This window comes from Deinococcus depolymerans, assembly GCF_039522025.1.
Classification (GTDB): domain Bacteria; phylum Deinococcota; class Deinococci; order Deinococcales; family Deinococcaceae; genus Deinococcus; species Deinococcus depolymerans.
On the sequence record NZ_BAAADB010000021.1, the window covers coordinates 20536 to 44306 of the forward strand.

At 72.6% G+C, this 23771-nt stretch carries 21 protein-coding genes; 14 read left to right on the plus strand and 7 right to left on the minus strand.

Features of this window, described 5'->3' with window-relative positions:
- Position 1: 1 nt before the first annotated feature.
- From ABDZ66_RS11215 to ABDZ66_RS11240, 6 genes are all read left to right on the plus strand, one after another.
- Positions 2-589 carry a PhoU domain-containing protein gene (locus ABDZ66_RS11215; protein ID WP_343758849.1) on the plus strand — a complete coding sequence of 196 codons (588 nt, stop codon included), beginning with the start codon at positions 2-4 and terminating at the stop codon, positions 587-589.
- Positions 590-857: 268 nt separating this feature from the next.
- On the plus strand, positions 858-1433 hold the full coding sequence (locus ABDZ66_RS11220; RefSeq protein WP_343758850.1) for a TerD family protein: 576 nt from the start codon (positions 858-860) through the stop codon (positions 1431-1433).
- A 126-nt stretch (positions 1434-1559) separates the two neighbouring features.
- Entirely contained in the window at positions 1560-2819 is a 1260-nt protein-coding gene (locus tag ABDZ66_RS11225; protein ID WP_343758852.1) for a VWA domain-containing protein, read from the plus strand.
- 81 nt (positions 2820-2900) lie between these two features.
- Positions 2901-3482, plus strand: coding sequence for a TerD family protein (locus tag ABDZ66_RS11230; protein WP_343758854.1), 582 nt, complete (start codon positions 2901-2903; stop codon positions 3480-3482).
- Positions 3483-3684: 202 nt separating this feature from the next.
- On the plus strand, positions 3685-4734 hold the full coding sequence (locus ABDZ66_RS11235; RefSeq protein WP_343758856.1) for a DUF475 domain-containing protein: 1050 nt from the start codon (positions 3685-3687) through the stop codon (positions 4732-4734).
- 92 nt (positions 4735-4826) lie between these two features.
- Positions 4827-5324, plus strand: a complete 498-nt coding sequence (locus ABDZ66_RS11240) for a hypothetical protein (protein WP_343758858.1) — start codon at positions 4827-4829, stop codon at positions 5322-5324.
- 51 nt (positions 5325-5375) lie between these two features.
- Here ABDZ66_RS11240 and ABDZ66_RS11245 read toward each other — a convergent pair whose 3' ends face one another.
- Positions 5376-7370, minus strand: coding sequence for a hypothetical protein (locus tag ABDZ66_RS11245; protein ID WP_343758860.1), 1995 nt, complete (start codon positions 7368-7370; stop codon positions 5376-5378).
- A 448-nt stretch (positions 7371-7818) separates the two neighbouring features.
- Between ABDZ66_RS11245 and ABDZ66_RS11250 the strand changes: the two genes are divergently transcribed.
- The 4 genes from ABDZ66_RS11250 (at position 7819) to ABDZ66_RS11265 (ending at position 11992) form a co-directional block, all read left to right on the plus strand.
- A complete protein-coding gene (locus ABDZ66_RS11250; protein WP_343758862.1) occupies positions 7819-8361 on the plus strand; it encodes a Csu type fimbrial protein in 543 nt (180 codons plus the stop codon).
- 124 nt (positions 8362-8485) lie between these two features.
- Positions 8486-8950 carry a hypothetical protein gene (locus ABDZ66_RS11255; protein ID WP_343758864.1) on the plus strand — a complete coding sequence of 155 codons (465 nt, stop codon included), beginning with the start codon at positions 8486-8488 and terminating at the stop codon, positions 8948-8950.
- Positions 8950-9693, plus strand: coding sequence for a fimbrial biogenesis chaperone (locus ABDZ66_RS11260; RefSeq protein ID WP_343758866.1), 744 nt, complete (start codon positions 8950-8952; stop codon positions 9691-9693). The genes ABDZ66_RS11255 and ABDZ66_RS11260 overlap by 1 nt, the downstream gene beginning before the upstream one ends.
- On the plus strand, positions 9671-11992 hold the full coding sequence (locus ABDZ66_RS11265; RefSeq protein ID WP_343758868.1) for a hypothetical protein: 2322 nt from the start codon (positions 9671-9673) through the stop codon (positions 11990-11992). The genes ABDZ66_RS11260 and ABDZ66_RS11265 overlap by 23 nt, the downstream gene beginning before the upstream one ends.
- 167 nt (positions 11993-12159) lie before the next feature.
- Here ABDZ66_RS11265 and ABDZ66_RS11270 read toward each other — a convergent pair whose 3' ends face one another.
- Together ABDZ66_RS11270 and ABDZ66_RS11275 are read right to left on the minus strand one after the other, a co-directional pair.
- Entirely contained in the window at positions 12160-12480 is a 321-nt protein-coding gene (locus ABDZ66_RS11270; RefSeq protein WP_343758870.1) for a hypothetical protein, read from the minus strand.
- A 176-nt stretch (positions 12481-12656) separates the two neighbouring features.
- Positions 12657-12836, minus strand: a complete 180-nt coding sequence (locus ABDZ66_RS11275; protein WP_343758871.1) for a hypothetical protein — start codon at positions 12834-12836, stop codon at positions 12657-12659.
- Between the two features lie 161 nt (positions 12837-12997).
- On the opposite strand from ABDZ66_RS11275, the gene ABDZ66_RS11280 reads away from it, so the two are divergent.
- The gene (locus tag ABDZ66_RS11280; protein ID WP_343758873.1) at positions 12998-14176 is read left to right on the plus strand and encodes a sensor histidine kinase; all 1179 of its coding nucleotides are present in this window, start codon (positions 12998-13000) and stop codon (positions 14174-14176) included.
- A gap of 58 nt (positions 14177-14234) precedes the next feature.
- Here the strand turns inward: ABDZ66_RS11280 and ABDZ66_RS11285 are convergent, their stop codons facing one another.
- Positions 14235-15632, minus strand: coding sequence for an NCS2 family permease (locus tag ABDZ66_RS11285; RefSeq protein ID WP_343758875.1), 1398 nt, complete (start codon positions 15630-15632; stop codon positions 14235-14237).
- Positions 15633-15912: 280 nt separating this feature from the next.
- On the opposite strand from ABDZ66_RS11285, the gene ABDZ66_RS11290 reads away from it, so the two are divergent.
- From ABDZ66_RS11290 to ABDZ66_RS11300, 3 genes are all read left to right on the plus strand, one after another.
- A complete protein-coding gene (locus ABDZ66_RS11290) occupies positions 15913-18588 on the plus strand; it encodes a sensor domain-containing diguanylate cyclase/phosphohydrolase (protein WP_343758878.1) in 2676 nt (891 codons plus the stop codon).
- Positions 18589-18664: 76 nt separating this feature from the next.
- A complete protein-coding gene (locus ABDZ66_RS11295; RefSeq protein ID WP_343758883.1) occupies positions 18665-19735 on the plus strand; it encodes a GGDEF domain-containing protein in 1071 nt (356 codons plus the stop codon).
- 227 nt (positions 19736-19962) lie between these two features.
- Complete coding sequence (locus tag ABDZ66_RS11300) at positions 19963-21978, plus strand: hypothetical protein (protein WP_343758886.1); 2016 nt, start codon at positions 19963-19965, stop codon at positions 21976-21978.
- Positions 21979-22052: 74 nt separating this feature from the next.
- Here the strand turns inward: ABDZ66_RS11300 and ABDZ66_RS11305 are convergent, their stop codons facing one another.
- Genes ABDZ66_RS11305 through ABDZ66_RS11315 form a run of 3 tightly spaced genes read right to left on the minus strand, consistent with a single transcriptional unit; the run spans position 22053 to position 23768 of the window.
- The gene (locus ABDZ66_RS11305; protein WP_343758888.1) at positions 22053-22853 is read right to left on the minus strand and encodes a CopD family protein; all 801 of its coding nucleotides are present in this window, start codon (positions 22851-22853) and stop codon (positions 22053-22055) included.
- Positions 22854-22881: 28 nt separating this feature from the next.
- A complete protein-coding gene (locus ABDZ66_RS11310) occupies positions 22882-23280 on the minus strand; it encodes a copper resistance CopC family protein (RefSeq protein ID WP_343758892.1) in 399 nt (132 codons plus the stop codon).
- A 35-nt stretch (positions 23281-23315) separates the two neighbouring features.
- Positions 23316-23768, minus strand: coding sequence for a DUF1775 domain-containing protein (locus ABDZ66_RS11315; protein ID WP_343758894.1), 453 nt, complete (start codon positions 23766-23768; stop codon positions 23316-23318).
- Positions 23769-23771: the final 3 nt, after the last annotated feature.

The following is a 23771-nucleotide window of genomic DNA, read 5'->3' on the forward strand; positions in this document are numbered from 1 at the left end:
CGTGACCGCCCGCCTCGACGAGCAACTGAGCGCCGTGCGCGGCCAGTTCCTGAGCATGCAGGACCACCTCGTCGCGCAGCTGCGGCGGCTGGGCGAGCCCACCCGCGATCCGGCGCAGCTGATCAGCGACGTGCAGGCCCTGGACCGTCAGATCGACGAGGCCGAGCGGGCCGCGGTGCAGGGCGTCCTGCGCCTGCTGGCGCTGCAGTCCCCGGTCGCGCGGGACCTGCGCCTGACGGTGCTGATCCTGCAGAGCACCCCGGACCTGGAACGCGCCGGCGACTACGCCCGGCACCTGTCCCGCACGCCGGACGTGGCCGGCACCGAGGGCCGGCTGGCGCTCGGGGACCTGACCGTGATGGCCGCCACGCTGCGCGCCGCGACCTTCCCGGGCGACGCCGGGCTGGCCGCGCAGGTGCGGGAACTCGACGCCCGCGTCGACGCGCGCGTCGACGCGGCCACTGCCGCGCTGATCGCCCGGCCCGGCGGTCCCGACGCCCTGGCGGCCGCCGGCTGGTGGCGGAGCGCCGAACGGCTCGGGGACCACCTGAAGAACGTCGCGGGGCGCCTCGAGACGCTGTACCGCTGAGCAGGCCCCCGGCCCCCCGGGTTCCCCGCGCCGCTTCACCCAGTCTTTAGAGTTCCGGGTGGCCGGGCCGGGCGGGAACCCCGCGCGTCAGACCCGCGTAAGACAGGGTGGCGCCCCGGTTGCGGCGCGCCACCCGTTTTCCGTGACGCCGCGCCCCGCGCCGGCGTCCGCAGCGACCCGCGCGGACCACCCCGACCGGGCCCCGCGCGTGACACCCCCTTCCCATCTCAGCTGCCCGCCCCCCGCGGGCCGTATTCAGGAGGACAGCATGGCAGTATCCCTTTCCAAAGGCGGCAACGTTTCTCTTTCCAAGGAAGCCCCGGGCCTCAGCGCCATCACCATCGGCCTGGGCTGGGACCCCCGCGCCACCGACGGGCAGCAGTTCGACCTCGACGGCAGCGTGTTCCTGCTGAACGCCGGCGGCAAGGTCCGCAGCGACAGCGACTTCATCTTCTACAACAACAAGACCAGCGCCGACGGCAGCGTCACGCACGCCGGTGACAACACCACCGGCCAGGGCGACGGCGACGACGAGACCGTCGAGGTGAACCTCGCGGGCGTGCCGGCCGACGTGGACAGGATCGCCGTGTGCGTCACCATCCACGAGGCCGACACCCGCGGCCAGAACTTCGGTCAGGTCAGCAAGGCCTACATCCGCATCCTGAACAAGACCGGCGGCGCCGAGATCGCCCGCTACGACCTCTCCGAGGACGCCAGCACCGACACCGCCATGATCTTCGGCGAGGTCTACCGCAACGGCGCCGACTGGAAATTCCGCGCGGTCGGCCAGGGCTACGCCGGCGGCCTCGCCCCGCTGGCCCGCAACTTCGGCGTGAACGTCTGATCACCTGAACGGTGGTGGGGCGCCCCCCGCCCGTTCAGGGGCCTGCCCGTCTACCCGCACCACCCCCGGAGGGAGGGCCGCACCCGCAGGCCCGCCCTCCATGCTTTCGCCCCTGGAGACACGCTGATGTTGACCTTGCAGACGGGCCAGAAGGCCCGCCTCTCCGACCTGGGCAGCGGCACGCTGAGCGTCACGGCCCGCGTGACCGGCCCCGCCCCGGAATACGACCTGATCCTGTTCGGCCTGGACGACCACGACCGCCTGAGCGACGACCGGTACATGGTCTTCTACAACCAGCCCCGCTCGCCCGAGGGCGCGCTGACCCTGCAGGGACGTGCGCCCGGCGAGCAGACCTTCACGGCCGACCTGAACGCCCTGCCCGCCGGCGTGCGCCGCCTGAGTCTGGCCGCCACGGTGGACGGCGGGGCGACCTTCGCGCAGATCGACCACGCCGACGTGACCCTCCGGATGGACGGCGTACCCGTCGCCAGCTACCGCGTGACCGGCCAGGACTTCCAGCAGGAGCGGGCCGTGATGCTGCTCGACGTGTACCACCGGGACGTCTGGCGCGTCTGGGCGGTCGGGCAGGGCTTCAACGGCGGCCTGGACGCACTGGTCCGGCACTTCGGGGGAGAGGTGGCCGACACCCCCGCCCCGCCCGCCGCGCCGGTCAACCTGCGCAAGGAACGCCAGCGCGTCCTGCTGGAGAAGGCCGAGGCCACCAGCCCACACCTGGTCAGCCTGATCAAGACCGCGAACGTCAGCCTGGAGAAACGCGGTCTGGGCGAGGCCCTCTACCGCGTGAACCTGGTGCTGGACATCAGCGGCAGCATGAGCCGCGAGTACCGCAGCGGGGCCGTCCAGGCCCTCGCCGAGCGCGCCCTGGCCCTCGCCGCCCGCCTGGACGACGACGGACAGGTGGACGTGTACCTGTTCGGCATCAGGGCCCACCGCGCCGGCAGCCTCTCCCTGGACAACGCCCGCGGCTTCGTGGACCGCCTGAACGTGAAACTGGAGGCCGGCACCCACTACAGCCCGGTCATGCAGCTCGTCCGTGAGGACGCCCGGCAGGCCGGCGGGACCACCCCCACCCTGGTGCTGTTCATCACGGACGGCGGCAGCAGCAACCGGGACGCCGTGATCCGCCAGATGACCGACGCCTCCCACGAACCGATCTTCTGGAAGTTCATGGGCATCGACCAGGGCGGCGTGAACTTCAACTTCCTGGAAAAACTCGACGACCTGCGCGGCCGCGCGGTCGACAACGCCGACTTCTTCAGCGTCCCCGCGCCCATCACCATCCCCGACGCGCCCCTGTTCGACCTGCTCGTGAACGAACTCGACACCTGGCAGGCCGCCGCCCGCGCCGCCCGCATCCTTCGCTGAGCCCCACACGCCCCCCTCACCTCGCCCGGACGGAACGGCGCCACACCGTCCGGCCGCAGATCCCCACAAGGAGTGACCCACATGCCCATCTCCCTCCAGAAAGGCCAGCAGATCAGCCTCGCCAAGGAAGCCGGCCCCAGCCTCCAGACCGTCCGCATGGGACTCGGCTGGGACGCCATCAAGAAGAAGGGCTTCCTGGGCTTCGGCGGCGGCAGCGCCGACGTGGACCTCGACGCCAACGCCCTGATGTTCGACGCGGCCGGGCAGCTGGTCGACGCCGTGTGGTTCCGGCAACTCCAGAGCAAGGACGGCAGTGTCCGCCACAGCGGCGACAACCGCACCGGCGCCGGGGACGGCGACGACGAGACCATCACCGTGGACCTGACCCGCGTGCCCGCCAGCGTGCAGACCGTGATCTTCAGCGTGAACAACTACACCGGCCAGAACTTCAGTCAGGTCGACAACGCCTACTGCCGCCTCGTGAACACCCAGGGCGAACGCGAGATCGCGCGCTTCAACCTGAGCGTGCAGGGCGACCACACCGCCATGATTCTCGCCAGCCTGCGCCGCAGCGGCAGCGACTGGACCATGACCGCCATCGGCACGCCCTCACGCGGCCGCACCTTCAACGACAACCTGCCCGACATGCGCCCCCACCTGTAACCCACTATGCTGGGAGCCGTCCTGCCGGCACGCCGCCGCACCCCGCCCGGCGTGCCGGTACGGTCTGGAACGGCTTCCGGCCCCGGGGGCGCAGCGTCCCGGCCGCCGTTCCGCCCGCCCCCGTTTCAACCGGACCGCAACGGTTCACGACCTCGACCGGAATCCGTGCGAATCCACGGTTCACCTGCAGGAGCCCTATCGAATGAATACCTTCCGTCAGTACTTCGGCTTCGCCACCCTCGTCTCGGTGGTCTGCCTCGCGCTGGCCGCCTGGGACGGCTACGTCCGCGGCGGCAGCACCCTCACCGCCCTGCTCAACGCGCTGATCATCGCCGTGCTGCTGGGCATCCTCGAGGTGAGCCTGTCCTTCGACAACGCCGTCGTGAACGCCAGCGTCCTGCGCACCATGAGCGAGAAGTGGCAGCGCCGCTTCCTGACCTGGGGCATCCTGATCGCGGTGTTCGGGATGCGCTTCATCTTCCCGATCGTGATCGTCGCCCTGACCTCGGGCCTGGGCATGATCGAGGTCGTCCGCGCCGCCTTCGGACAGCCGGAATTCTACGCGCAGCAGCTGGAAAAGGCGCACGTCGCCATCAGCGCCTTCGGCGGCGCGTTCCTGATGATGGTGTTCCTGAAGTACTTCATGGACCCCGACAAGGAGGAACACTGGCTCCAGCGCACCGAGGGCGTCCTGTCCCGCATCGGGAAACTCGACACCGTCCAGGCCGTGATCGTCGGCGTGCTCCTGCTCGTCATCACCCAGTACTTCGTGGCGCCCGAGGAGAAACTCCAGGCGCTCAGCGCCGGTTTCATCGGCCTGCTGGTGTACCTCGCCATGGACGCCGTCGGGAACCTGTTCGGCAGTGACAACGTGACCGCCAAGGCCGGCGCCGCCGGCTTCAGCGCCTTCATGTACCTCGAGATCCTGGACGCCAGCTTCAGTCTCGACGGCGTGATCGGCGCCTTCGCCCTGACGACCGACATCGTGCTGATCGCCGCGGGCCTCACCATCGGCGCGATCTTCGTGCGCTCCCTGACCGTCATGATGGTCAAGAAAGGCACGCTGGAAGCCTACCGGTTCCTGGAACACGGCGCGCACTACGGCATCGGCGCGCTCGCCATCATCATGCTGATCAGCATGAACCGCGACGTGCACATCCCGGAGGTCGTGACCGGCCTGATCGGCGCGGGCTTCATCGTGGTGGCCGTGATCTCCAGCATGCGCGCGAACAAACGCGACCTGCCCGCCTGACATCTCCCCGCCCACCGGACCGGCACTCCCCTGTGGGTGCCGGTTTTTGCGTCTGCGCGGCTGGGCTATAGTGGAGGCAGAGGTGAACCCGCGTGAGCGACCAGAACAAACCCAGCCTGATCAGCGCCGTGCAGGCCTGGCAGGCCTCGCAACTGACGCAGGAGGAGGCCGTCGCGCACTTCACGGCCCTGCAGCGCGACGAGGGCCACCTGGTCCGGCAGGCCATCACGGACCTGCTGCGCAGCCCGGACCCCGGCGCACCCGTCCCGTCCGGCGCGGCCAGCCCCACCACCGACGCCTGGCGGGCTGAACTGATGGCCGGCCGCGCCCGCACCTGGCATTCCCCGGAACCCGCCGGACTGCTCGTCGGCCCGACCGTCCTGATCCTCACGGACGGGCAGCGCGGCGTCGTCCTGAGCGCTGGCGGCACGCGCCGGCTGAGCAGCAGCGTCAGCGCGTCCCTGATGCTGCTGTGCCAGACCATCGTGCTGGCACAGAGCGCCCTGAACGAACGCGAGATGGGCGCCCTGCGCCAGCAGCGCGTCGAGTCCGCCTCGACCTCCATGTCCGAGATCGAGATCATTCCCTGACCCGGACGCGCCGATTGAACGGCTGACAAAGCCGTTCAATCGGCGTCCGGATCAGGAGGGTGGCTCGTCCGCCGGCCGGCTGAACTGCACGTCCGTGACCTGCACGAGCAGGTCCGGGCACGTGAAGATGCATTCCAGGCTGGTCCCGCTTCCCGCTCCGTCCATGCGGTACCACTGTCCGGCCTGCAGCGGCGGGGGTGGCGCGGCGCGGTGCTGTTCGCCGTTGATCAGGCCCGGGCGCAGCAGGTCCGCGTCGCCCGCTCCCGGCAGCTGAACGCGCACGGCGACCGGCGCCTCGTTGCCCAGCTCGTGCGGCACGCTGACGCGAAAGTGCAGCGTCCAGGACCAGACCGGCAGGTCCTGCAGGTCGGCGGGCACCGCGAAGGTCAGGGCCACGGCGGGCGCCGCCCGGCCCGGCAGGCCCAGGCGCATCAGGGTCAGCTGCCGGTCGCGGCGCAGCAGACGGAAGCCGCAGCCCAGCAGCTGCGCGCCCTCCGGCGGCCGCTCGCCTTCGGGCTCCGGCGCCGGGCAGGGGGGGGCGCTGGGCTGCACGGGCCACAGCTGGCCGCCCGGCGCGTAGCGGATGGGAGTGCCGAAGGCGGTGCGTAGCCGCCGGCGCACGTCTCCGTCGAGCAGTCCGGCCAGCGCGGCGCGTTGCTGCTCGCTGGCGAAATCCAGCGGCTGCTCGCCATCGAGCGCCCGCACGACCGCGCCGCTGGCCGCCACGGTCAGCTGGGCCGGCACCCGTTCCAGAATGCCGGACCTCAGGCCGACCCGCAGCAGCGTGCGGACCTCGGTGGCGGTCACGCCGTTTTCCGCCAGGATCTGCACGGCCTGCGGTTCCGTGAACGGCCCGTTCAGGCCGGCCAGCCGGGCGTAGCGGCGGGGTTCCTGTCCAGTCGCGGCGTGCACGTCACTGAGCAGCAGGTGCAGCAGGTGGGGACTGAAGCGCACCCGGCGTGCCACGCCGCTCGCCTCGGCCGCGAGAAACGGGATGGCCGGCAGCCAGCCCTCGGACTGCCGCAGGATCTCCAGGTGATCGGCGTCCGGTGCGCTGCACAGGGAGGCGACGGCGTCACTGGACAGTTCGGCCGCCGGGACGCTGCTGACCCGGCCGATCCCGACATGCTGCCCGAACAGCTGCCGGATGCTGCCCTCGGCCGAGGGGCGGGCGACCGCGACGATCAGCAGTTGCAGCGGCCAGTTCAGCATGAATTCGAGCATGGGGGCCGTCTCGGCGTTCAGGGCCTCGGCGCCGGTCAGGATCAGCGCGACCGGGTTCCGCCAGCGCATCAGCAGCTGGCAGAGTTTCAGCTGATCGTACTCGTCGTTTCCGAGGCTGCCGAGCAGCGCGTCGGTCTGCTCCTGCAGGTCCGGTGGAAGCTGTAGCCGCAGCTGCAGCAGCACCGAGGCCAGCAGGTGGCGGGGACTGCGGCTGGCCGTGACGGCCAGGTGCCGCCAGCCGGCGTCGGTCAGCACCGCCGAGACGGTGTCCTGCCGGCCGCTGGCGTAGCGTCCGGTGTAGATCAGCAGGTGCGGTTGCCGCTGCGCGAGCGAGAGCGCCAGCTGGATCGGGGCGGCCACGGCCGCGGCCGTCCACGGCAGGGAGCGTTCCGGTCCGGCGTGGCCGGTCACGGTCAGGCCCAGCTGCGCGGCCCGCTGCTGGATCAGTGCGGCGCTGCCGGGCGCGCGGGTCGCCTCGACCTCGAAGCGGCGCTGCAGGGCTGCCTCGATCCGGCCGGCGAGTTCCTGACGCTGCTGTCCCAGCCACAGGGTCAGGCCGGGGTTGCTGGGCTCGTCCAGGCCGTCGAGGACGCGCTCCCCGAGTGCGCCCAGCCAGGTGGGGAGGTCCTGGTCGAGTTCCTGTTCCCAGGCCTCGAGGTCGGTGGTGGCCTGCGCGCTCAGCAGCGGCGCGCGGCTGGGTCCCAGGTCCACGCCCAGCCGGCGCAGGTTCGAGAGTTCCACCCGCAGGTTCTGCAGGGCGATTTCCTGGGGCCACAGCAGTCTGGCGCAGGTTTCCCGGTGCTGCGGCCGGCCGCTGAGCACCAGAAAGCTGATCAGCCGCAGTCCCTTGCGGGAGGCGTGGAGGGTGCGGCCGGCGAGTTCGACATTGACGGTGCCCAGCAGATTCAGCCTCAGGGTGCTTCACCTCCGCAGATGACAGTCGGGTGAACGTAATTTATGCCCTCCAGCCAGGTCATCGTAACTTTTTCACGTTCTGTGCGGGACGTGGCCCGCTTCATGAACTCCGTTTCATGCGCAGTTCATACGGACGTTCAGGCGTCTCAGGGAATGATCACGTCCGTTTCACATCACGTTAACGTCCGGATTTATGTCGTGCCGGGGGGTAAAAATTGACCACCCGGCCCACGGGTCCTACAGTGCGGTCAGTTCAGATCGACGCGCCGCTGAAACGCTTCCGGAACAGCTTCCCAGGGGAGGTTGGGCGTTCCCGTTGAGTCCGCTGCGCCGGTCAGAACGGAAGGAAGGGACCATGAAAAAGCTCCTGTTGCTGGCCGCCGCTCTGAACCTCGGCGCCGCCCAAGCGGTGGCGGCCCAGTCCGCCTCCGTCACCCTCACGCCGACCGTCACGGTCTCGAATGTCTGCGCCACCGTCGGGAACATCAACCTCAACACCCTCAACGAGACCATTCCCAGCTATCCCACCATGGACTACAACGCGCTGGACGGTGATGGGGGCGGCGTGCAGACCGACATGGTGAAGTTCTGGTGTACCGCCGGCACCGCCCTGAGCATGGCCATCAACGCCTCGGGCACCGGCTCCGACAGTCAGGCTGCCATGTCGTTCTCGAACTCGGTGGACACCACCTATAACGGCAGCATCTACCTGAACGGTGCCGGCACGATTCCGCTGCACGCCAAGTACAAGGTCGTCATCAAACCCACCCCGTCCACCGGGCCGCTCTCGGCGGACATGTACAAGGGCAAGGTCAAGTTCACCGCGCCCGACGGGCAGTGGGGCGTCCCGGCCGGCACGTATTCCGGCACGCTCGCCGTGACCATCTCGTACAATTGAGCGAAGCCTGACATGGCCGGGTCGCCGTGGTGCGTCCCCGGCCATGTCCTGCAACGCCCCCACCCGCCCGGCGACCAAGACAACCGACCGATCAGAGCCGCGCCACGCGCCGCAGGAGGACTGCATGATCCGGACCGTCACACTGGCACTGACCGCCCTCAGCCTGGGCGCGCAGGCGGGCGCCACCTGCGCCGTGCAGGCCGCCGGGGCCGACCTGCCGGAATTCACGGCCGCCCAGTCCTGGCGCGGCAGCCTGCGTGTCACCGTGCGCTGCGACCGGCCGGACGACACCTACCTCCTGCGCCTGGGCAGCGGCGCCGGTCCCCTGACAGCCGACGGCCTGAACCTGCGCCTGGCACTGGGCGGCCCGGACGGACAGACCCTGAACGCCCGCATCCTGAACGCCAGCTCCCTGAACGTGCAGACCTGGACCGGAAGCCGCGCCTTTGCCTTCACGCTCACCATCGCCGACCAGGCGTGGGTGCGCGCCGGCACGTACGCCGCGCCGCTCACCGTGGAGCTTCAGTCCGTCACGGACGGACCGGGCGCCCTGACCGCCGCTCCCCGCCCCTCCGAAGGAGTCAGGTGATGACCGCGCCGCACACCGACCGCTGCTGGACCCCGCGCCTCCTGTGCGCCGCCCTCCTGTGGCTGGCCGCGCAGGCCGGCGCCCAGGGCTTCGGCTTCACGCCGACCGTCCTGACGCTCGATCCCACCCGGACCCTCAGCACCCAGACGACCATGCTGAACACCGGCCGCGTCGCCGCGAAATTCCGGGTGGAGGTCCGCGCCTGGAAGGTCGTGAACGGCGCGATGGTCCTGCAGGACACCCGCGACCTCGTGGTGAACCCCACCGAATTCGTGCTGCCCGGCGGCGGCTCGCAGGTCGTGCGGGTCGGTCTGCGCAAGAAACCCGGCGCGCAGGAACTCACCTTCCGCCTGATCGTGCAGCAGCAGCCGTACGGCCAGAGCGTGCCGCAGAGCGTCGTGAACGCCGACGGCATCGACATCAAGCTCGACATGCCCACGAACTACTCGCTGCCGGTGTACGTTGCGCCGCCCAGCGCCGCCCCGCGCATGACCTACGACGCGCAGGTCGTGCCGGGCGGCGTGGACCTGCGCCTGGAGAACGCCGGCACCCGCCACGAGACCTTCAACGCCCTGATCGCCCGGCGCGGCGGCCTCAGCGTGAACGTGCCGTCCTTCGCGGTGCTGGGGGGCGCCCGTCAGGTCCTGCAGCTCGAGGGCCTGGAACAGGCGGCCGGTCCCCTGACCCTCTCGTTCGTGAACGCCGAAGGGAAGGCGAGCAATGTCACGATTCCACTGCCCTGAACGCGCCGGCTGGCGGACCGTGGCCCTGGGGGCGGCGCTGGCCGCCGGGACGCTGCTGCCCGCCGCCGCGCAGACCACGCCGGCCCAGGTGGCACCGGTGCAGGTCACGCCGGCCCAGGTGGCACCCGCCCAGACCGCGCCGCCGGACGCCGCGCCCACGCCGGACCCGGACCTGTGCCGCGCCGGCGAGCAGCTGCTGGAAGTCACGGTCGCCGGCGCCAGCCGCGGCGTCCTGCTGGTGCGCCTGCAGACCGAACCGCGCGTCGAGGCGCTGATCCCCCCGGAAGTCCTGCGGCCCAGCGAGGCCGGGTACGCGGCCGGCACGGTCGACTGCGACGGGCAGCGCTTCACGCGCCTGTCCGGGCAGGTGACCGTGACCTTCGACGCCGCCCGCCAGCGCCTGCTCCTGCGCCCCGTGCTGTCGCGCCTGAACGGCCACACCCTGGACCTGCGGGACGCCGCGCCCCGGCCCCCGGGGGCCACGCAACCCAGCTGGGGCGTCGACTACGGCCTGTCCCTGAACGCCGCGTACAGCCGCCCCGGCCAGGAACTGCCGGTCCCGACCACCCTGACCGGCCGCGCGTACCTCGACCTGGGCGGCGCGGCCGACCGGCTCAGCGGCACGCTCGGCGTGAGCGCCGAACGCCAGGAGGACGGCGCGTTCCGCTACCGGCCCCGCGCCACGCTGGAATACACCGTGAACGCGCAGGTCAGCGTGGGCGCGGCGCTGGGCGCCGCGCCCCTGGGCGGCAGCCCCGGCTTCACCGCCAGCGAGTTCAGCGGGGTGGGCGTCACGCTGCGCGGCGGTTTCGACGGCGTGCAACCCGAGCAGACCCTGGACCTCCCACTGGAATCCGACGTGGTCGTCTACCTCAACCGCCTGCCGGTCGCCTCGGCCCGCGTGAACGCCGGGACCCTGCGCCTGCTGAACATCCCCCTCAGCAGCGAGAACCTGACCGAACTGTCGGTCGACGTCACCGACGAGACCGGCCTGCAGACCCTCGACTGGACCTACCCGCCGCTGGAAGGCCCCCTGCCGCCCGGCGCGTACCTGGCTGCCGCGCAACTCGGCGTTCAGCAGGGCCGCTGGGTCACCCACCTGCAGGGCGAGGTCGGCCTGCCACGCCGCTGGCGGGTCGCGGGCAGTCTGGACAGCCAGCAGGACGGCCCCACCCAGGTCAACCTGCGCGCCGTGAACACCGGACCCGACTACGCGCTGCAGGGCAGCGTGGGACTGAGCGTGACCCCCACGGCCGACGGCCCGGCCACCCGCACCACCCTGGGCCTGCAGGCCGACCGCACCTTCGGCGGCACCACGCTCAGCGCCTTCGGGGTGCTGCCGGTCGGTTTCTGGCAGGACGCGACCGTGGGCCTGAAAGTCAGCCGGGACGCCGCGCCCTGGAGTTTCTCGGTGCAGGGCAGCACCGGATTCCGCGCGGACAGCTGGACCCTCGCGGCGACCGCCGCCCGGACCTTCGGCGCGGCCGGCGCCGTGTCGCTCAGCGGCGCGCTCACGCCCACCGGCTGGCGGGTCGGGGTGGGCGGCGCGTACACGCCCGCGCCGCGCTGGACGCTGGGCACCCAGGTGCAGGCATCCCAGACGCCTCCGGCCGCGACCGGCGTGAACGCGTCCTTCAGCGCCGCCTACCAGATCGATCCGGGCAACCGCGTGGCCGCGACCGTCCGCCGCGACGACCTGCGGGTCGATTACAGTCACGTGGGGCAGTTCCTCGCGCAGCTCGGGGCGGGCCTGCAGGCGGCGGACCTGACCGTGACCGGCGCCGTCGCGGTCGTGAACGGTGCCCTGACGCTCCAGCCGGCGCTGGAACGGCGGGCCGTGCTGCTGCGTACCGGCGTGCCGAACCTGCCGGTGCTGCTGAACGGCACGTTCGCGGGGCAGACGAACAGCGCCGGCGACCTGATCCTCACGAACCTGACGGCCGGTCAGACCAGCGAGATCCGCGTGGACCTGAAGAACACGCCCTTCGGCGTGACGGTCGGCAGTGACCGCCGCTCGCTGCTGCCACCCACGGCCGGACTGACCACCATCGACTGGCGCGACAACTTCCGGATCTACCGCTGGGTGCAGTTCCTGTGGGGGGCCGGTGAACCCGCCGGCTACGGCAGCGTGCAGCTGAGCGGCGAACGCCTGCTGCTCGACGATGAGGGGTTCGGCCTGGCCCCGGCCGGCACGGACCTGAACGGCGAACTGCAGAGCGAGGACGGCCAGCGGCGCTGCCCGGTGCAGCTCCGCGCTGCCGACGAGACCGTCACCTGCCAGACCCCGCCCGGCCCGTGACCCTGAAGCGCGGCGCCTTCCCGGCGGCCACGGTCAGGCCGCCGGAAGGCCGGGTCAAACGGACTGCCGCTGGTGTCGTCAACAGGTCCGAACGCCACCGGTGAACGCCACGCCCGGAGGGGCGTCCCGCTCCTGCTCGCTCTGCGGCGCGGCCCTGCGCGTCCGGATCAGTAGAAGTCCACGCTGCCGTTCCAGCCCTGGGCGGCCGTCCGGAAGGCGTACTCGTTCAGGGTGGCGCCACCGGGAGCGGTCCTGGACGCCGTGAGCAGCAGCTCGGCGGCCGGCAGGCGACCGGCGAGTTCCGGCAGGGCGTGCGGGTTGACCGGGCGGTAGTCGTGGGTGCAGCGCAGGGTCAGGGACTGCGCGCCCAGCTGGGCGACCTCGCAGACCGGACGCACGGTGAGCGACAGCTGGGCCTGGAAGGTGACGGCCTGGGCGGGGGCGGCGCAGGCCAGCAGGGCAGTGAACAGCAGCTTGGAACGGGTCATGGTGAAAACCTCCTGGGAGTCGCCGCCCGACACCGGCAGGTGCGGGGGCCGGGCGCTCCGGACTCCTCCAGGGTAGTGCAGGGGCTCACACGGACTTCTTTCGGCACCCTACCTTCAGGTGAAGTTTCACACGGGGGTCCGTGGAATTCGCCCGCCACCGCCCACGCGGGCCGGGCCTACTCGGCGTCGGGGGTGGGGGTCAGCGGGCCCCCCCCGGCCGGCGGTTCCGCGGCCGGCCCCGTGGCGCCCTCCGCGGCTCCCTCCGGGCCGGGCCCGGCCGGCGCGGCCGGTTCAAGGGCCTGCATCAGCAGCCGGATCTGTTCGAGGTTGGCGGTCGCGTGCCGGTCGTCGCCCATGACCGTAGCGTGACACGTCGGGCCGGGACTCGCTGCGGCATGTGCCGTCCCCGTCCCGGTCGGCCGGCAGGGGGCAAACGCCACCGGCAGGTTAAGGATTGCCCGCCGGTTCTTGAGCCCACGCGCATCCTGCCGGTCCCGGCTGGGACTACGCTGTGACGATGCCTCCGGGTGACGCGCCACGCACAGTTCCTGCTTCCCTGTCCGCCACCGCGGTGCGGGCGGCGCTCGACGTGCTGCCGCACCAGACGGCCATCCTCGACCACGACGGGGTGATCGTGCTGTGTAACCGCGCGTGGCTGGAATTCATGCGTGAGAACGGCGGGAACCCGGCCACCTGCGGCCCGGGCGTGAACTACCTGAACGTCTGCGAGAACGCCACGGGCCTGTGCGCGGACGAGGGCGAGGAGGTCGCGCGCGGCATGCGCGACGTGCTCGGCGGGCGGCGGGAGAGTTTCAGCACCGAGTACCCCTGCCACAGCCCCACCGAGCAGCGCTGGTTCCGGCTGACCGTCACGCCCTTCGACGACGGGCCCAGCCGCTACCTGCTCGCCACGCACGAGAACGTCACGGAACGCCGGCACGTGGAGATCCGCGAGGCCGACATGGACGCCGAGGTGCGGCAGGAGGTGGCGCTGCGGACCATCACCCTGCGCAACGAGGTCAATGAACTCGACTCGTTCATCGGGGCGGTCTCGCACGACCTGCGCGCCCCGGTGCGGCACATCCAGGGCTTCCTGACGCTGCTGCGCCGCCGCCTCGACCCCCGGCTGGGCGAGGAGGACCGCCGGCTGCTGACTGTCATTGACGGCGCGACCCAGCGGCTGAACTCGATGATCGACGAGCTGCTGAAACTCGCCCGCGTAACCCAGACCGCCCTGCAGATCCGTGAACTGAACCTCGCGCAGGTGGTCCTGCGGGCCTGGGCGAACCTCGCGCCGGAAACCGAGGGCCGCGAGATCGACTGGGTGGCAGGTGACCTGCCGGTGGTGCGCGGCGACCCGCAGCTGCTCACGCTGGCCTTCGAGAACCTGCTGAGCAACGCCGTGAAGTACACCAGCGGCCGGGCCCGCGCCAAGATCGAGGTGGGCGCCCGTGACGTCGGGGACCACTGGGTGGTGTTCGTGCAGGACGACGGGGTGGGCTTCGACCCGCGCTACACCGAGCGTCTGTTCGGGGCCTTCCAGCGCCTGCACTCCGAGCAGGAATTCTCGGGGGTGGGCATGGGCCTCGCGAACGTGAAACGCATCGTCACCCGGCACGGCGGGCAGGTCTGGGCCGAGAGCCATCCGGGCGAGGGCGCGACCTTCTACCTCAGTTTTCCCAAACCTGCCCGTTGACCCACCTTCCGGCCGCCCCCCGGAAGTGGAGTGCGGCCGCGGGGCGGCGGGGCGTGGCTCAGCCGGCCGACAGGAACACGTACCGGGCGAGCAGCAGCGCCGCCACGCCGTACAGGATCGGACTGACGTCCCGCGCGCGCCCGGCCAGCAGTTTCAGGGCGCAGTACGACAGCACCCCGAAACTCACGCCGTTCGCGATGGAGAAGGTCAGCGGCATGGCGATGATCGTCAGGAAGGCCGGGAGACTCTCACTCAGGTCGTCCCAGTCGATGAACTTCACGCCTTCCATCATCAGCGCCCCGACCAGGATCAGGGCGGGCGCGGTGGCCGCGCCGGGAATCGCGGCGGCCAGCGGCCACAGGAAGGTGCTGAGCAGGAACAGCGCGCCCACCGTGACGGCACTCAGGCCGGTGCGGCCGCCCGCACCGATCCCGCTGGCGCTCTCGACGTACGCGGTCGTGGTGCTCGTGCCCATGAACGCGCCGAACATGGCGGCCAGGCCGTCCATGGCGAAGGTGCGCCGCGCGCGCGGCATGTCCCCCTGTTCGTCCAGGTAGCCGGCCTTCTGGGCGAGGCCGGTCAGGGTGCCGGTCGCATCGAAGAAATCCACGAAGAAGAACGTGAACACCACGCTCAGCAGGCCCAGCCCGAACGCGCCGGCGATGTCAAGCTGACCGACCAGCGCCGACGGCCACACCGGGGCGTCCAGGATGCCCAGGCGGCCCGTGAACCCCCCGAAGGCCTGCAGGGCGCCGTCCGGCCCGCCCGGGTACACCGGGAGGCGCAGGATGACCGCGGCGAGCGTGGTGAGCAGGATGCCGTACAGGATCGCGCCGGTCACGCGCCGCACCGTCAGCGCCGCCGTGATGACCAGCCCGGCCGCCGCCAGCCACGCGCCGGGCGCCGCCACGTTCCCCAGCGCCAGCATGGTCGCGGGATTGCTGACCACGATGCCGGCGCTGCGCAGCCCCAGGAACGCCAGGAACGCCCCGATCCCGGCGGTGATCGCGAACTTCAGGCCGAGCGGGATGGCCCGCACGATCGCCTGGCGCGCGCCCAGCGCACTGAGGACCACGAACAGCGCCCCCGAGATGAACACCGCGCCCAGCGCCGTCTGCCACGGCACGCCCATGCCCTGCACGACCGTGAACGCGAAGAAGGCGTTCAGGCCCATGCCCGGCGCCTGCGCGAACGGGTAGCGGGCGATCAGGCCCATGGCCAGCGAACCGAACGCGGCGGCAATCGCGGTCGTCATGAGCAGCTGCACGAACGCGTTCGGCACCCCGATGGCCGTGCCGAGCACCTGCGGGTTCACGAACAGGATGTAACTCATGGTCAGGAAGGTCGTGAGGCCCGCGCGGAGTTCCTGCGGGACCGAACTGCCCGCGGCGCTCAGGCCGAAGAAACGGTCGAGCGGGCCGGCCGGGGCGGGAGGGGGAGAACTGGAGTGGGTCATGCTGACCTCCGGGGAGGGCCGCGCGTGGGCGGGAAAGGGCCGTCAGGGCCGGCGCGTGGCAGCGCCGCGACGACCGGAGCGGTCGGGGGAGAGGCGGGACGGTTCCCGGCGCGGACGCGACCGGAAGCCCGTATTACACCACCTCCCGGCGGGAAGAACGCCCTGCCGGCACCACCGGCCGCCGCCCCCCCCGCGGAATGACTGGGACGGGCGGCGCCGGACAGGTACAGTGGGTGGACATGCGCGATGACCGGCGGCTCCCGGACAGGCAGGCCATCTGATGCTCTGGATGGACCTGAACGTGCTGCTCAGCGGACTGGGCCTGGTGATCGTCGGCGTGATCCTGCTGGCCCTGGACCTGCGGCACTGGCCGCTGCAGGCCACCGCGCCGCGCCGCGCCGGCCGGGCGCTGCTGGCCGGCGTGTGGGGCGTCGCGCTGATGCTGTTCCCGCTGAACGTCGCGCCCGGCGTGTTCGTGGACCTGCGCTACGTGCCCGGCGCGCTGATGACCCTGCTGCTCGGGCCGGGCTGGGGCAGTCTGGCGCTGCTGATGCCGGCGCTGTGGCGCGTCGGGCTGGGCGGGGCGGGCGTGCCGGCCGCGCTGCTGGCCGGCGCGTCGATCCTGCTGATTGCCGGGGTGGTGTGGCGCGCCGCCGGCCCGCAGGTCTTCATGCACTGGCGCTGGTGGTGGGCGTCGCCGCTGATCTTCAGCCTGAACAGCCTGGGCCTGCTGCTGTTTCCCGGCGGGCACGCCCTGGTGAGGCGGGTCTACCTGCCGGTCCTGATCGTCCACTGCCTGGGCCTGTGGGCGGCGCAACTGGTGGTGGGCATGCGCGCCCGGCACCTCGCGCAGACGACCGCCCTGCGCCGTGAGGCGTACCTGGACGCCCTGACCGGCGTCAGCAACCGCCGGCAGTTCGACCTGGACCTCGCGCGGATCGGGCCGGGCGACCAGCTGATCATGCTGGACATCGACTACTTCAAGCAGGTGAACGACCGCCTCGGGCACGCCGCGGGCGACCAGGTCCTGCGTGAGGTGGCGCAGACCCTCGCGCAGAACCTGCGCGGCCAGGACCACGTGTACCGCGTGGGCGGCGAGGAATTCGCGCTGATCCTCTGCGGCCTCGACGCCGCGCGGGGGCGGGCGGTCACGCAGCGCTGCCTGGACAGCGTCCGGACCCTCTCGGCCGGCGGGCAGACCGTGACCCTCTCGGCCGGCTGGAGTCAGGTGCAGCCCGGCGAGACGCCGGAACGCGCCCTGGCCCGCGCGGACGCCGCGCTGTACCGCGCCAAGGGCGCCGGACGCGACCGCCTGATCCTGGACGTGGCCGGCCCGGACAGCGGCGCGCAGGCCGCGCAGCGGACCCTGACCCTCCTGGCCGCCGATCAGGACCCCACCGCCGCCGACTGGCACGCGCTGCTCGAATCGGCAGTTCAGGGCGTGCCTGGCGCGCAGGCCGGCACGCTGTTCGTGCTGGACCGCGGGGACTTCCTGCTGTGCGCGCAGCAGGGGTTCAGTGACGACCTGCTCGGGCACCGCCGCTCGCCCGCCAGCCTGCGCCGCTGGTACGCGGACCCGGCCGAGGCGTGGCAGGCCGGCGAGCCGCGCGTGCTGCGGGACGAGGCCATCCGGCACAACGCCCTGGCCGCCGCCGACCTCGAAACCCAGCTGACCGGGCAGCGGGACTCCGGGCGCCTGGTGAGCGGGGGGCCGCTGCGCGAGACGCTGGGCGTTCCGGTCAGCGTGGACGGGCTGGTGCTGGCCTTCCTGAACCTCGACACCCTCGACGCGGACCACCGGTTCGGTCCGGACGCCCTGCAGGTCGCGCGGTCGTTCGCCCAGCAGGTCGCCGCGCTGCTGCGCGCCCGCGCCGCCCGGCTGCGGGCCGCGGCCCGCCAGCGGGAACTCGAGGCCCTGGCGCGCATCACCGAGGACCTGCGTGACGCCCGCACCACCACCCAGGTCGCGCAGGCCGTCACGGGCGCGGTCATGCCGATCCTGGCGGCCCGCGAGTCCGTGTTCCTGCGCTTCGACCCGGAACGCGACGAGCTGGTCTCGCTGGTCATGCAGGGCGTCCAGTCACGCGACGGTCACGCCGAACTGCCGCGCGGGTACGGCGTCGCCTGGGCCGCCATCGAGCAGCGTGAGGTGCTGCGCGTCACCAGCGTCCGCGACGCGCCGCGCCTGCACCGCCCGACCTTCCTGCGCAGCGGCGCGATGCTGGCCGTGCCCCTGCAGGCGGGGGGCACGCTGTTCGGTGCGCTGTGCGTCACGCGCGAGGACCCGTTCGGGGAGGAGGACGTCAGCGTGATGCGGGCGCTCGGCGCGCACATCGTCACCGCGCTCGACCGTGCCCGGCAGCTCGCGGAACTGCAGCAGGCCCGCACCCGCGCGCTGCTGTCGCTGGGAAAGCTGCTCGAGGCGCGCGGCCTGGAGACACCGGGACACATCCGCCGCCTGCGGGGACAGGCCACCCGCGTCGCCGAGACCCTGCAGCTCAGCGAGGATGACCGTGCGGCGCTGCTGGACGGCGCGGCCCTGCACGACCTGGGCCTGCTGGACCTGCGTCCCGGTCAGCCGGACCTGGCGCACGCGACGGCCGGCGAGGCGCTGGCCCGCGAGCTGCCCGGCGTGTCCGACGCGGCCCTGGGCGTCATCCGTCACCACCACGAGCGCTGGGACGGCCAGGGCCACCCGGACGGCCTGCGCGGTCACCGCATCCCGGCACTGGCGCGCATCCTGACCATTCTCGACACCTTCGACACCCTGACCCACCCGCCGCACGGAACGCCCCCCCTGACGCCCGAACAGGCCCTGAGCGTCATGACCGCGCAGGCCCGGCAGGCCCTCGACCCGGACCTCCTGACCGCCCTGACGCCGCTGCTGTCCCGCCCGTTCCCGCCGGAGGCCCCCGCACCGGCCGGCCCCCTCCCGGACAACCTGAACCTGAACTGACCGCGTGGGTGGAGCGCTCCGGCATCCGTATCAGGGTGGGCACTGCGCGCCGCCCGGAGCCGCTTACACTGGACGCATGGACGCGCTGGCCCTCTTCAACGGCGTACTGCTGAACCTCGCCGTGCTGATCGCCGGGGTGTTCCTGGTCAGTCTCACGTTCTACGAGGTGGGCCGCCCCGACCGCCCGGCCGCGCTGGTCCTGCGCTACCTCGCGCTGGTGGCCACCTCGCTCCTGGCACTGGCGAACGCCGTGCCGCTCGCGCCGGGCATCCTGTTCGACTTCCGGATGGTGCCGGTCGCGCTCGTGGCCCGCCGGCACGGGCGCCTGGCCGGACTGGCGGTGGCCCTGCCGATCGGCGTGTACCGCTTCCTGCTGGGGGGAGTGGGGGCCGGACCGTCCCTGGTGCAACTGCTGCTGGTGGCGTGGCTGGCCGCCCCGGACGGCCGCTGGCTGAACCTGAGTGCCGCGCAGGGAGACGCGCTGCTGCGCACCCCCGGCGTGGCCCTGCGCCTGTTCGCGGTGGCGAACCTGCCCCTGTTCGTCGCGTTCGCGCTGGGCGGGCAGCCGTGGACGCGGGCCGCGGCGTCCTACGCGGGCCTGGTGGTGCTGAGCGCCCTGGGCCTGCTGCTGGGACAGGTCGCCGGACACACCCGCATGCGCTCGCTGTCCCAGACGCGCCACTACCGGACGCTGGCGTTCACGGACGCCCTGACCGGCGCCCTGAACCGCCGGCAGTTCGAACTGGACCTGCCGGCCGCGCCGGACGGTACGCACCTGCTGCTCCTGGACCTGGACCACTTCAAGCGCGTCAACGACACCTACGGGCACGATACCGGCGACCGGGTCCTGCAGGCCTTCTGCGACCTTGCGCAGGCCAGCGTGCGCAGCGGCGACCGCCTGTACCGGCTGGGCGGCGAGGAGTTCGCGGTGCTGCTGAGCAGCCCGGGTGCAGGCGCGGCCGAGGTGGCCGAACGGATCCGCCTGCAGGTGCAGACGCTCCTGGCGCGGCAGGTGGGCCTGCCGGACGAGACCTTCACGGTCTCCGGCGGCCTGGTCCCCGTCGGCCCCGACGCGACCGCGCTGGCCGACGAACGCCTGTACCTCGCCAAGATGCAGGGCCGCAACCGCGTCGTCCGCGCCGCGTGAGGGCCGTGCGGGACCGGTGGCGCGCCCCGCGCCGGCCTGCTCCGCGGCGCGACGCCCGGCCCGGTGTCGTATTCTGGTGTGTCCGTCATCCGGCGCGCGGCCCGCGGCCGCCCCCGGCGACGTCACCTCCCGTCCGACCGGTGCCGGTCTGACCGGCCGAGCCCCCGACCTTCACCCGCCCGCGCCGACGCGTGGGTGCGTCCCACTCCAGGAAAGCCGTCCCTGTCATGTACCTGCTCGCTCATGTTCCCGCCACGCGTGCCGTTCTCGAGCACGTTCATCAGCACCTGACCGAACAGGGGCTCACGCACGCGTCGCTGCTCGTTCCCGGCCGGGAGGAGGCCGCGGCCTTCGACCTGTTCACGGGCCTGCACGTCGTCGATCACGGCGGCCGGCAGGCGCACCTGAAATGCCTGCTGTGCCCCCCGGGTTCCGGACACCACCTGCGCTACGAGTTCCGCGTGACCACCCTGACCGGCGAGCAGATCGGCCCGATCGGGAGTTCCTGCGTGTTCGCGCGGGTGCTGGGCGAGGAACGCGGCCGGCAGGTCGGCGCGCACCTCGCGGACCAGGTGGGCGCGCACGTCCGCCGCACGCAGGCGCAGTCGCAGGCGGACCTGCTGCAGAGCGCCGGGAACTGGCGCGACTACCTGCGCGCCCAGGGCCTCGACTGGGTCCTGCCGGCCATGGCGGGCGGCGGCGGCCTGAGCGCCGGGCTGCGCGAGAAACTCCAGCGTCTGCAGGACACCGAAAAACCCCTGCCGCTGGCCCTGCTGGGTGAACTGCGCGCCCTGACCCGCGCCCGCCGCGACGAACCGGCGCCCAGCGCCTTCGCGCCCGCCCCGGCCGCCTTTCAGGTTCCGGCGGCGCCGGCGCGGCCCCGGCGGACCCTCCGGCCCCGCGCCGGCGCCGGCAACCGCATGGACCACGTCGAGTGGGAAGAGTACCTGCGCGCCAGCCGGCTCACCAACCTCGTGGGTCACTGGAACGCCGTGCAGGCGCAGCTGGACATGCCGGAAGACACCCGCGACTTCCTGCTCGAAACCATCCGCGGCCGCCGGCCCTTCCGCCTGGAGGACCTGACCCTGCTGCAGGGCCTCGCGCGGGACGCCGCGGTGCTCGAACAGCTGCGGGAACTGGGACCGCCGGAACGCCTGCGGCCCACCGTCCGCGCGCCGCGCGTGGAACGCGTGATCGAACCGGGCAGCGGCCTGGAACTGCTCGACGTCCGGGACGACCCTCACGTGCAGGGCGCCCGCGCGTGGCTGTGGGGCCTGAAGGCCGTGTTCAGTCCCGCGCAGTGGCGGCGCGTGGAGGCCGGCATCAACACCGGCGCGCTGCGGGCCGATGATTACGCCGCGCTGCGCCAGACGCTGCTGGCCCTGCCCGGGGAGGGCGAGCCGGGCACGCCCCGCACGGCGCGGCAGTTCCTGACGTACGTGGCGCTGCTGCTGGGCCGCGAGAAACGCGTGGAACGCGCCCGCGAACTGCTGCACGTGCGGCGGCAGGCGACCAGCCTGATCGTGCTCGACGGGCTGTGGCAACGCTACCGGGACGGGAAACCCATCCAGGAATCGGAACTGGTGGGCCGCGCCCTGAACGGCACCCGCCGTGACGCGCCCGCCCCGGCCGCGGCGGTCACCCCGCCCGGCAGGGCCACCAGGGGCAAGGCCGCAGCCGGGGCGCAGGGTTCCGGCAAGCAGGCCCCCGGCCGGCAGGGTTCCGGCAAGCAGACCGGCGCCACCGGGCAGACCGCCGCGAAACACCCGGCCGGGAAGGTGGCCTCGCCGCAACCGCCCGCCGCGCCGGACCCGGCGGCGACCGACCCGCTCGCCGCCGACCGCGCCGCCCTGCAGGAAGGCTGGGGGCGCGGCCTGTCCAGCCTGGTGCCGCCCGCGCATCGCCGCGCCGTGAGCCGCGCCGTTCACCAGCCGCCGGGCCGTCTCGACCGCGAGCAACTGCGGGTCGCCCGGCACGCCCTGGACGTGTACCGCCGCGTCGCGCGGGCCGGCACGCCGCCGAAGAAGGTGTTCACCACGCCGCCCGGCCCGCGCACACCCGACGCGTACGCGGCGGCCCTGGCGCGGCTGTTCACGGACCTCGGCGTGCCGCACCTGCGCGCCCCGCTGGCCGAGCGCGGCGCCGGCTGGTTACAGGCGACCTTCCCCACGCCGTACCGGCACTACGAGCGAACCGGGGAGCTGCACCGCGACCTGAACGCCATCCTGAACGCCCTGAGCTGACCGCGGCGCCCGGCCGGGTCGCGCTCGCCGCAAGCGCCGCCCCTGCCGGGAGCGGCGGTCAGCGCCCCGGACGCTTACGGTCCGGACGAAACCTTCCGTCCGGGTCCGTGGGTCGGGTGGGGCGGGGGGAGGGTCGTCAGGACGGCCGTGGTGCCCAGCACCGCCAGCAGCAGCAGGGCCTCGCGGGCCAGCATCCGCCGCGGCCGGGACCGCGCCGCGAAGGCCCGGCGGACCAGCCCGGCCGCGCCGACCGCCAGGACCACCAGCGTCAACTTGACGAGCAGGGTCTGCCCGTACAGGTCACCGGTCCACTGCGCGGGCGTCTGCAGGTGCCCGCCCGCCATCAGCAGGCCGGTGACGGTCAGGACGGTCAGGCTGCCCAGCGCGGCCGGCGTGAAGCGCCGCGCGAGCGCCGGCCCGAGTGGCCGGACCGTCAGCAGCGCGAACACGCCGCCCACCCAGACCGACATCGCGCCCAGGTGCGCCGCGTGCAGGGCCCGTACCCACGCGCCGTGACCGGCACCGTGGCCCACACCGGCCGCTCCCCACGCGAGCAGCAGGGCCGCGCCCAGCGCCGGCCAGGACCAGCCGCCCAGCCCGGCGGCCACGAGCAGCAGCGCGCCGGTCAGGCCGGTCAGCATGGCGCGGCCACCGGCCGTGCCGGTCAGGTAATCCAGCAGGTCCGGCGGCGCGTGAAATCCCAGGACGTCCAGCGTCACGGCCACCTGGCCGCCCCACCCGAGCAGCAGCAGGCCCAGGCCGGCGCCCAGGACCCGCAGGCGCGGATGGCCGGGCGTGAGCCAGTGGCGGGTCAGGGCGCCGCCCAGCAGCGCCGCGGCGCCCGCCAGACTCAGGGCGGCCAGCACGGTGTTCACGGGGCGTACCCCGGGCGGTCCGCGGGCATCACCGGACGCGGAAGGTGCTGTGGCCGGTGACCGGGTGACCGTCCTCCGAGAGGATCTTCCAGGCGACCACGAACGGTCCGGCCTTCAGGGACGCCTTCAGGGGCAGGGTGAGCCGCACGGCCGCGCCGGTCACCACGCCGGGCCGGCTCGCGAGCCGCGCCGAGTCCGCCGGTTCGGCCAGGGCGCGCCGCGCCGCCTCGGGGACGCTCACGCCCGCGGGGACGGCCATCACGCGGAACGTCGAGAAGCGCAACTCGACCGGTTCGCTGAAGGTCAGGGTCACGGCCGCCGGGGCGCGCACGGTGGCGGCCGGGGCCGGGGTCACGCCCGACACGGCGGTGTGGGCCGCCGCGACGGACAGGGTCAGGGTGGTGAGCAGGGTCAGGGTCTTGTTCATGGGGTCCCTCCGGGCGGGGTGGGGAAGGGGCGCGGTCACCTGACGGTGGTCCTGCTGGCCGGTCCCTCGGCGGGGTTGCTGTCGTCCCAGGCGACGACGCTGCCGTCGCTGTACGTCTGGTGGATCTTCCAGACGAGTTCCGCGGCCTGCGGGGGGTTCTTCGCCTGGAAGTAGAAGCGTGCGTATTCCATCGGGGCCACGCGGCCCGTCCAGATCACCTCGCGGATCAGGCCGGCGTCGTTCTTCACGACCGTGCGGGTGAAGCCGGGGGTCACCTGAAAGCGGCTGAGGGTGACGCCCGCCGGCACGATCAGCCGGATGCGGGTGGTGCTGAGGTCCTTCTCGGTGGGGACGTTCAGGCGGTACGTCTCGCTTTTCCCGGCGACGGACTCGCTCAGGCCGGCCTCGGTGCGGACGGTGGCGTGCGCGCCGGCGACGGAGAACAGCAGGGCGGAAGCGACGGGCAACGCGGTATTCAGTTTGAACATGGG

What these genes read in the sequence shown, in the direction of transcription:
- ABDZ66_RS11220 (WP_343758850.1), top strand. Translation starts at nt 858, where the DNA reads ATGGCAGTATCCCTTTCCAAAGGCGGCAACGTTTCTCTTTCCAAGGAA.
- ABDZ66_RS11225 (WP_343758852.1), top strand. Translation starts at nt 1,560, where the DNA reads ATGTTGACCTTGCAGACGGGCCAGAAGGCCCGCCTCTCCGACCTGGGC.
- ABDZ66_RS11230 (WP_343758854.1), top strand. Translation starts at nt 2,901, where the DNA reads ATGCCCATCTCCCTCCAGAAAGGCCAGCAGATCAGCCTCGCCAAGGAA.
- ABDZ66_RS11235 (WP_343758856.1), top strand. Translation starts at nt 3,685, where the DNA reads ATGAATACCTTCCGTCAGTACTTCGGCTTCGCCACCCTCGTCTCGGTG.
- ABDZ66_RS11250 (WP_343758862.1), top strand. Translation starts at nt 7,819, where the DNA reads ATGAAAAAGCTCCTGTTGCTGGCCGCCGCTCTGAACCTCGGCGCCGCC.
- ABDZ66_RS11255 (WP_343758864.1), top strand. Translation starts at nt 8,486, where the DNA reads ATGATCCGGACCGTCACACTGGCACTGACCGCCCTCAGCCTGGGCGCG.
- ABDZ66_RS11260 (WP_343758866.1), top strand. Translation starts at nt 8,950, where the DNA reads ATGACCGCGCCGCACACCGACCGCTGCTGGACCCCGCGCCTCCTGTGC.
- ABDZ66_RS11265 (WP_343758868.1), top strand. Translation starts at nt 9,671, where the DNA reads ATGTCACGATTCCACTGCCCTGAACGCGCCGGCTGGCGGACCGTGGCC.
- ABDZ66_RS11270 (WP_343758870.1), bottom strand. Translation starts at nt 12,480, where the DNA reads ATGACCCGTTCCAAGCTGCTGTTCACTGCCCTGCTGGCCTGCGCCGCC.
- ABDZ66_RS11275 (WP_343758871.1), bottom strand. Translation starts at nt 12,836, where the DNA reads ATGGGCGACGACCGGCACGCGACCGCCAACCTCGAACAGATCCGGCTG.
- ABDZ66_RS11280 (WP_343758873.1), top strand. Translation starts at nt 12,998, where the DNA reads ATGCCTCCGGGTGACGCGCCACGCACAGTTCCTGCTTCCCTGTCCGCC.
- ABDZ66_RS11285 (WP_343758875.1), bottom strand. Translation starts at nt 15,632, where the DNA reads ATGACCCACTCCAGTTCTCCCCCTCCCGCCCCGGCCGGCCCGCTCGAC.
- ABDZ66_RS11290 (WP_343758878.1), top strand. Translation starts at nt 15,913, where the DNA reads ATGCTCTGGATGGACCTGAACGTGCTGCTCAGCGGACTGGGCCTGGTG.
- ABDZ66_RS11295 (WP_343758883.1), top strand. Translation starts at nt 18,665, where the DNA reads ATGGACGCGCTGGCCCTCTTCAACGGCGTACTGCTGAACCTCGCCGTG.
- ABDZ66_RS11300 (WP_343758886.1), top strand. Translation starts at nt 19,963, where the DNA reads ATGTACCTGCTCGCTCATGTTCCCGCCACGCGTGCCGTTCTCGAGCAC.
- ABDZ66_RS11310 (WP_343758892.1), bottom strand. Translation starts at nt 23,280, where the DNA reads ATGAACAAGACCCTGACCCTGCTCACCACCCTGACCCTGTCCGTCGCG.
- ABDZ66_RS11315 (WP_343758894.1), bottom strand. Translation starts at nt 23,768, where the DNA reads ATGTTCAAACTGAATACCGCGTTGCCCGTCGCTTCCGCCCTGCTGTTC.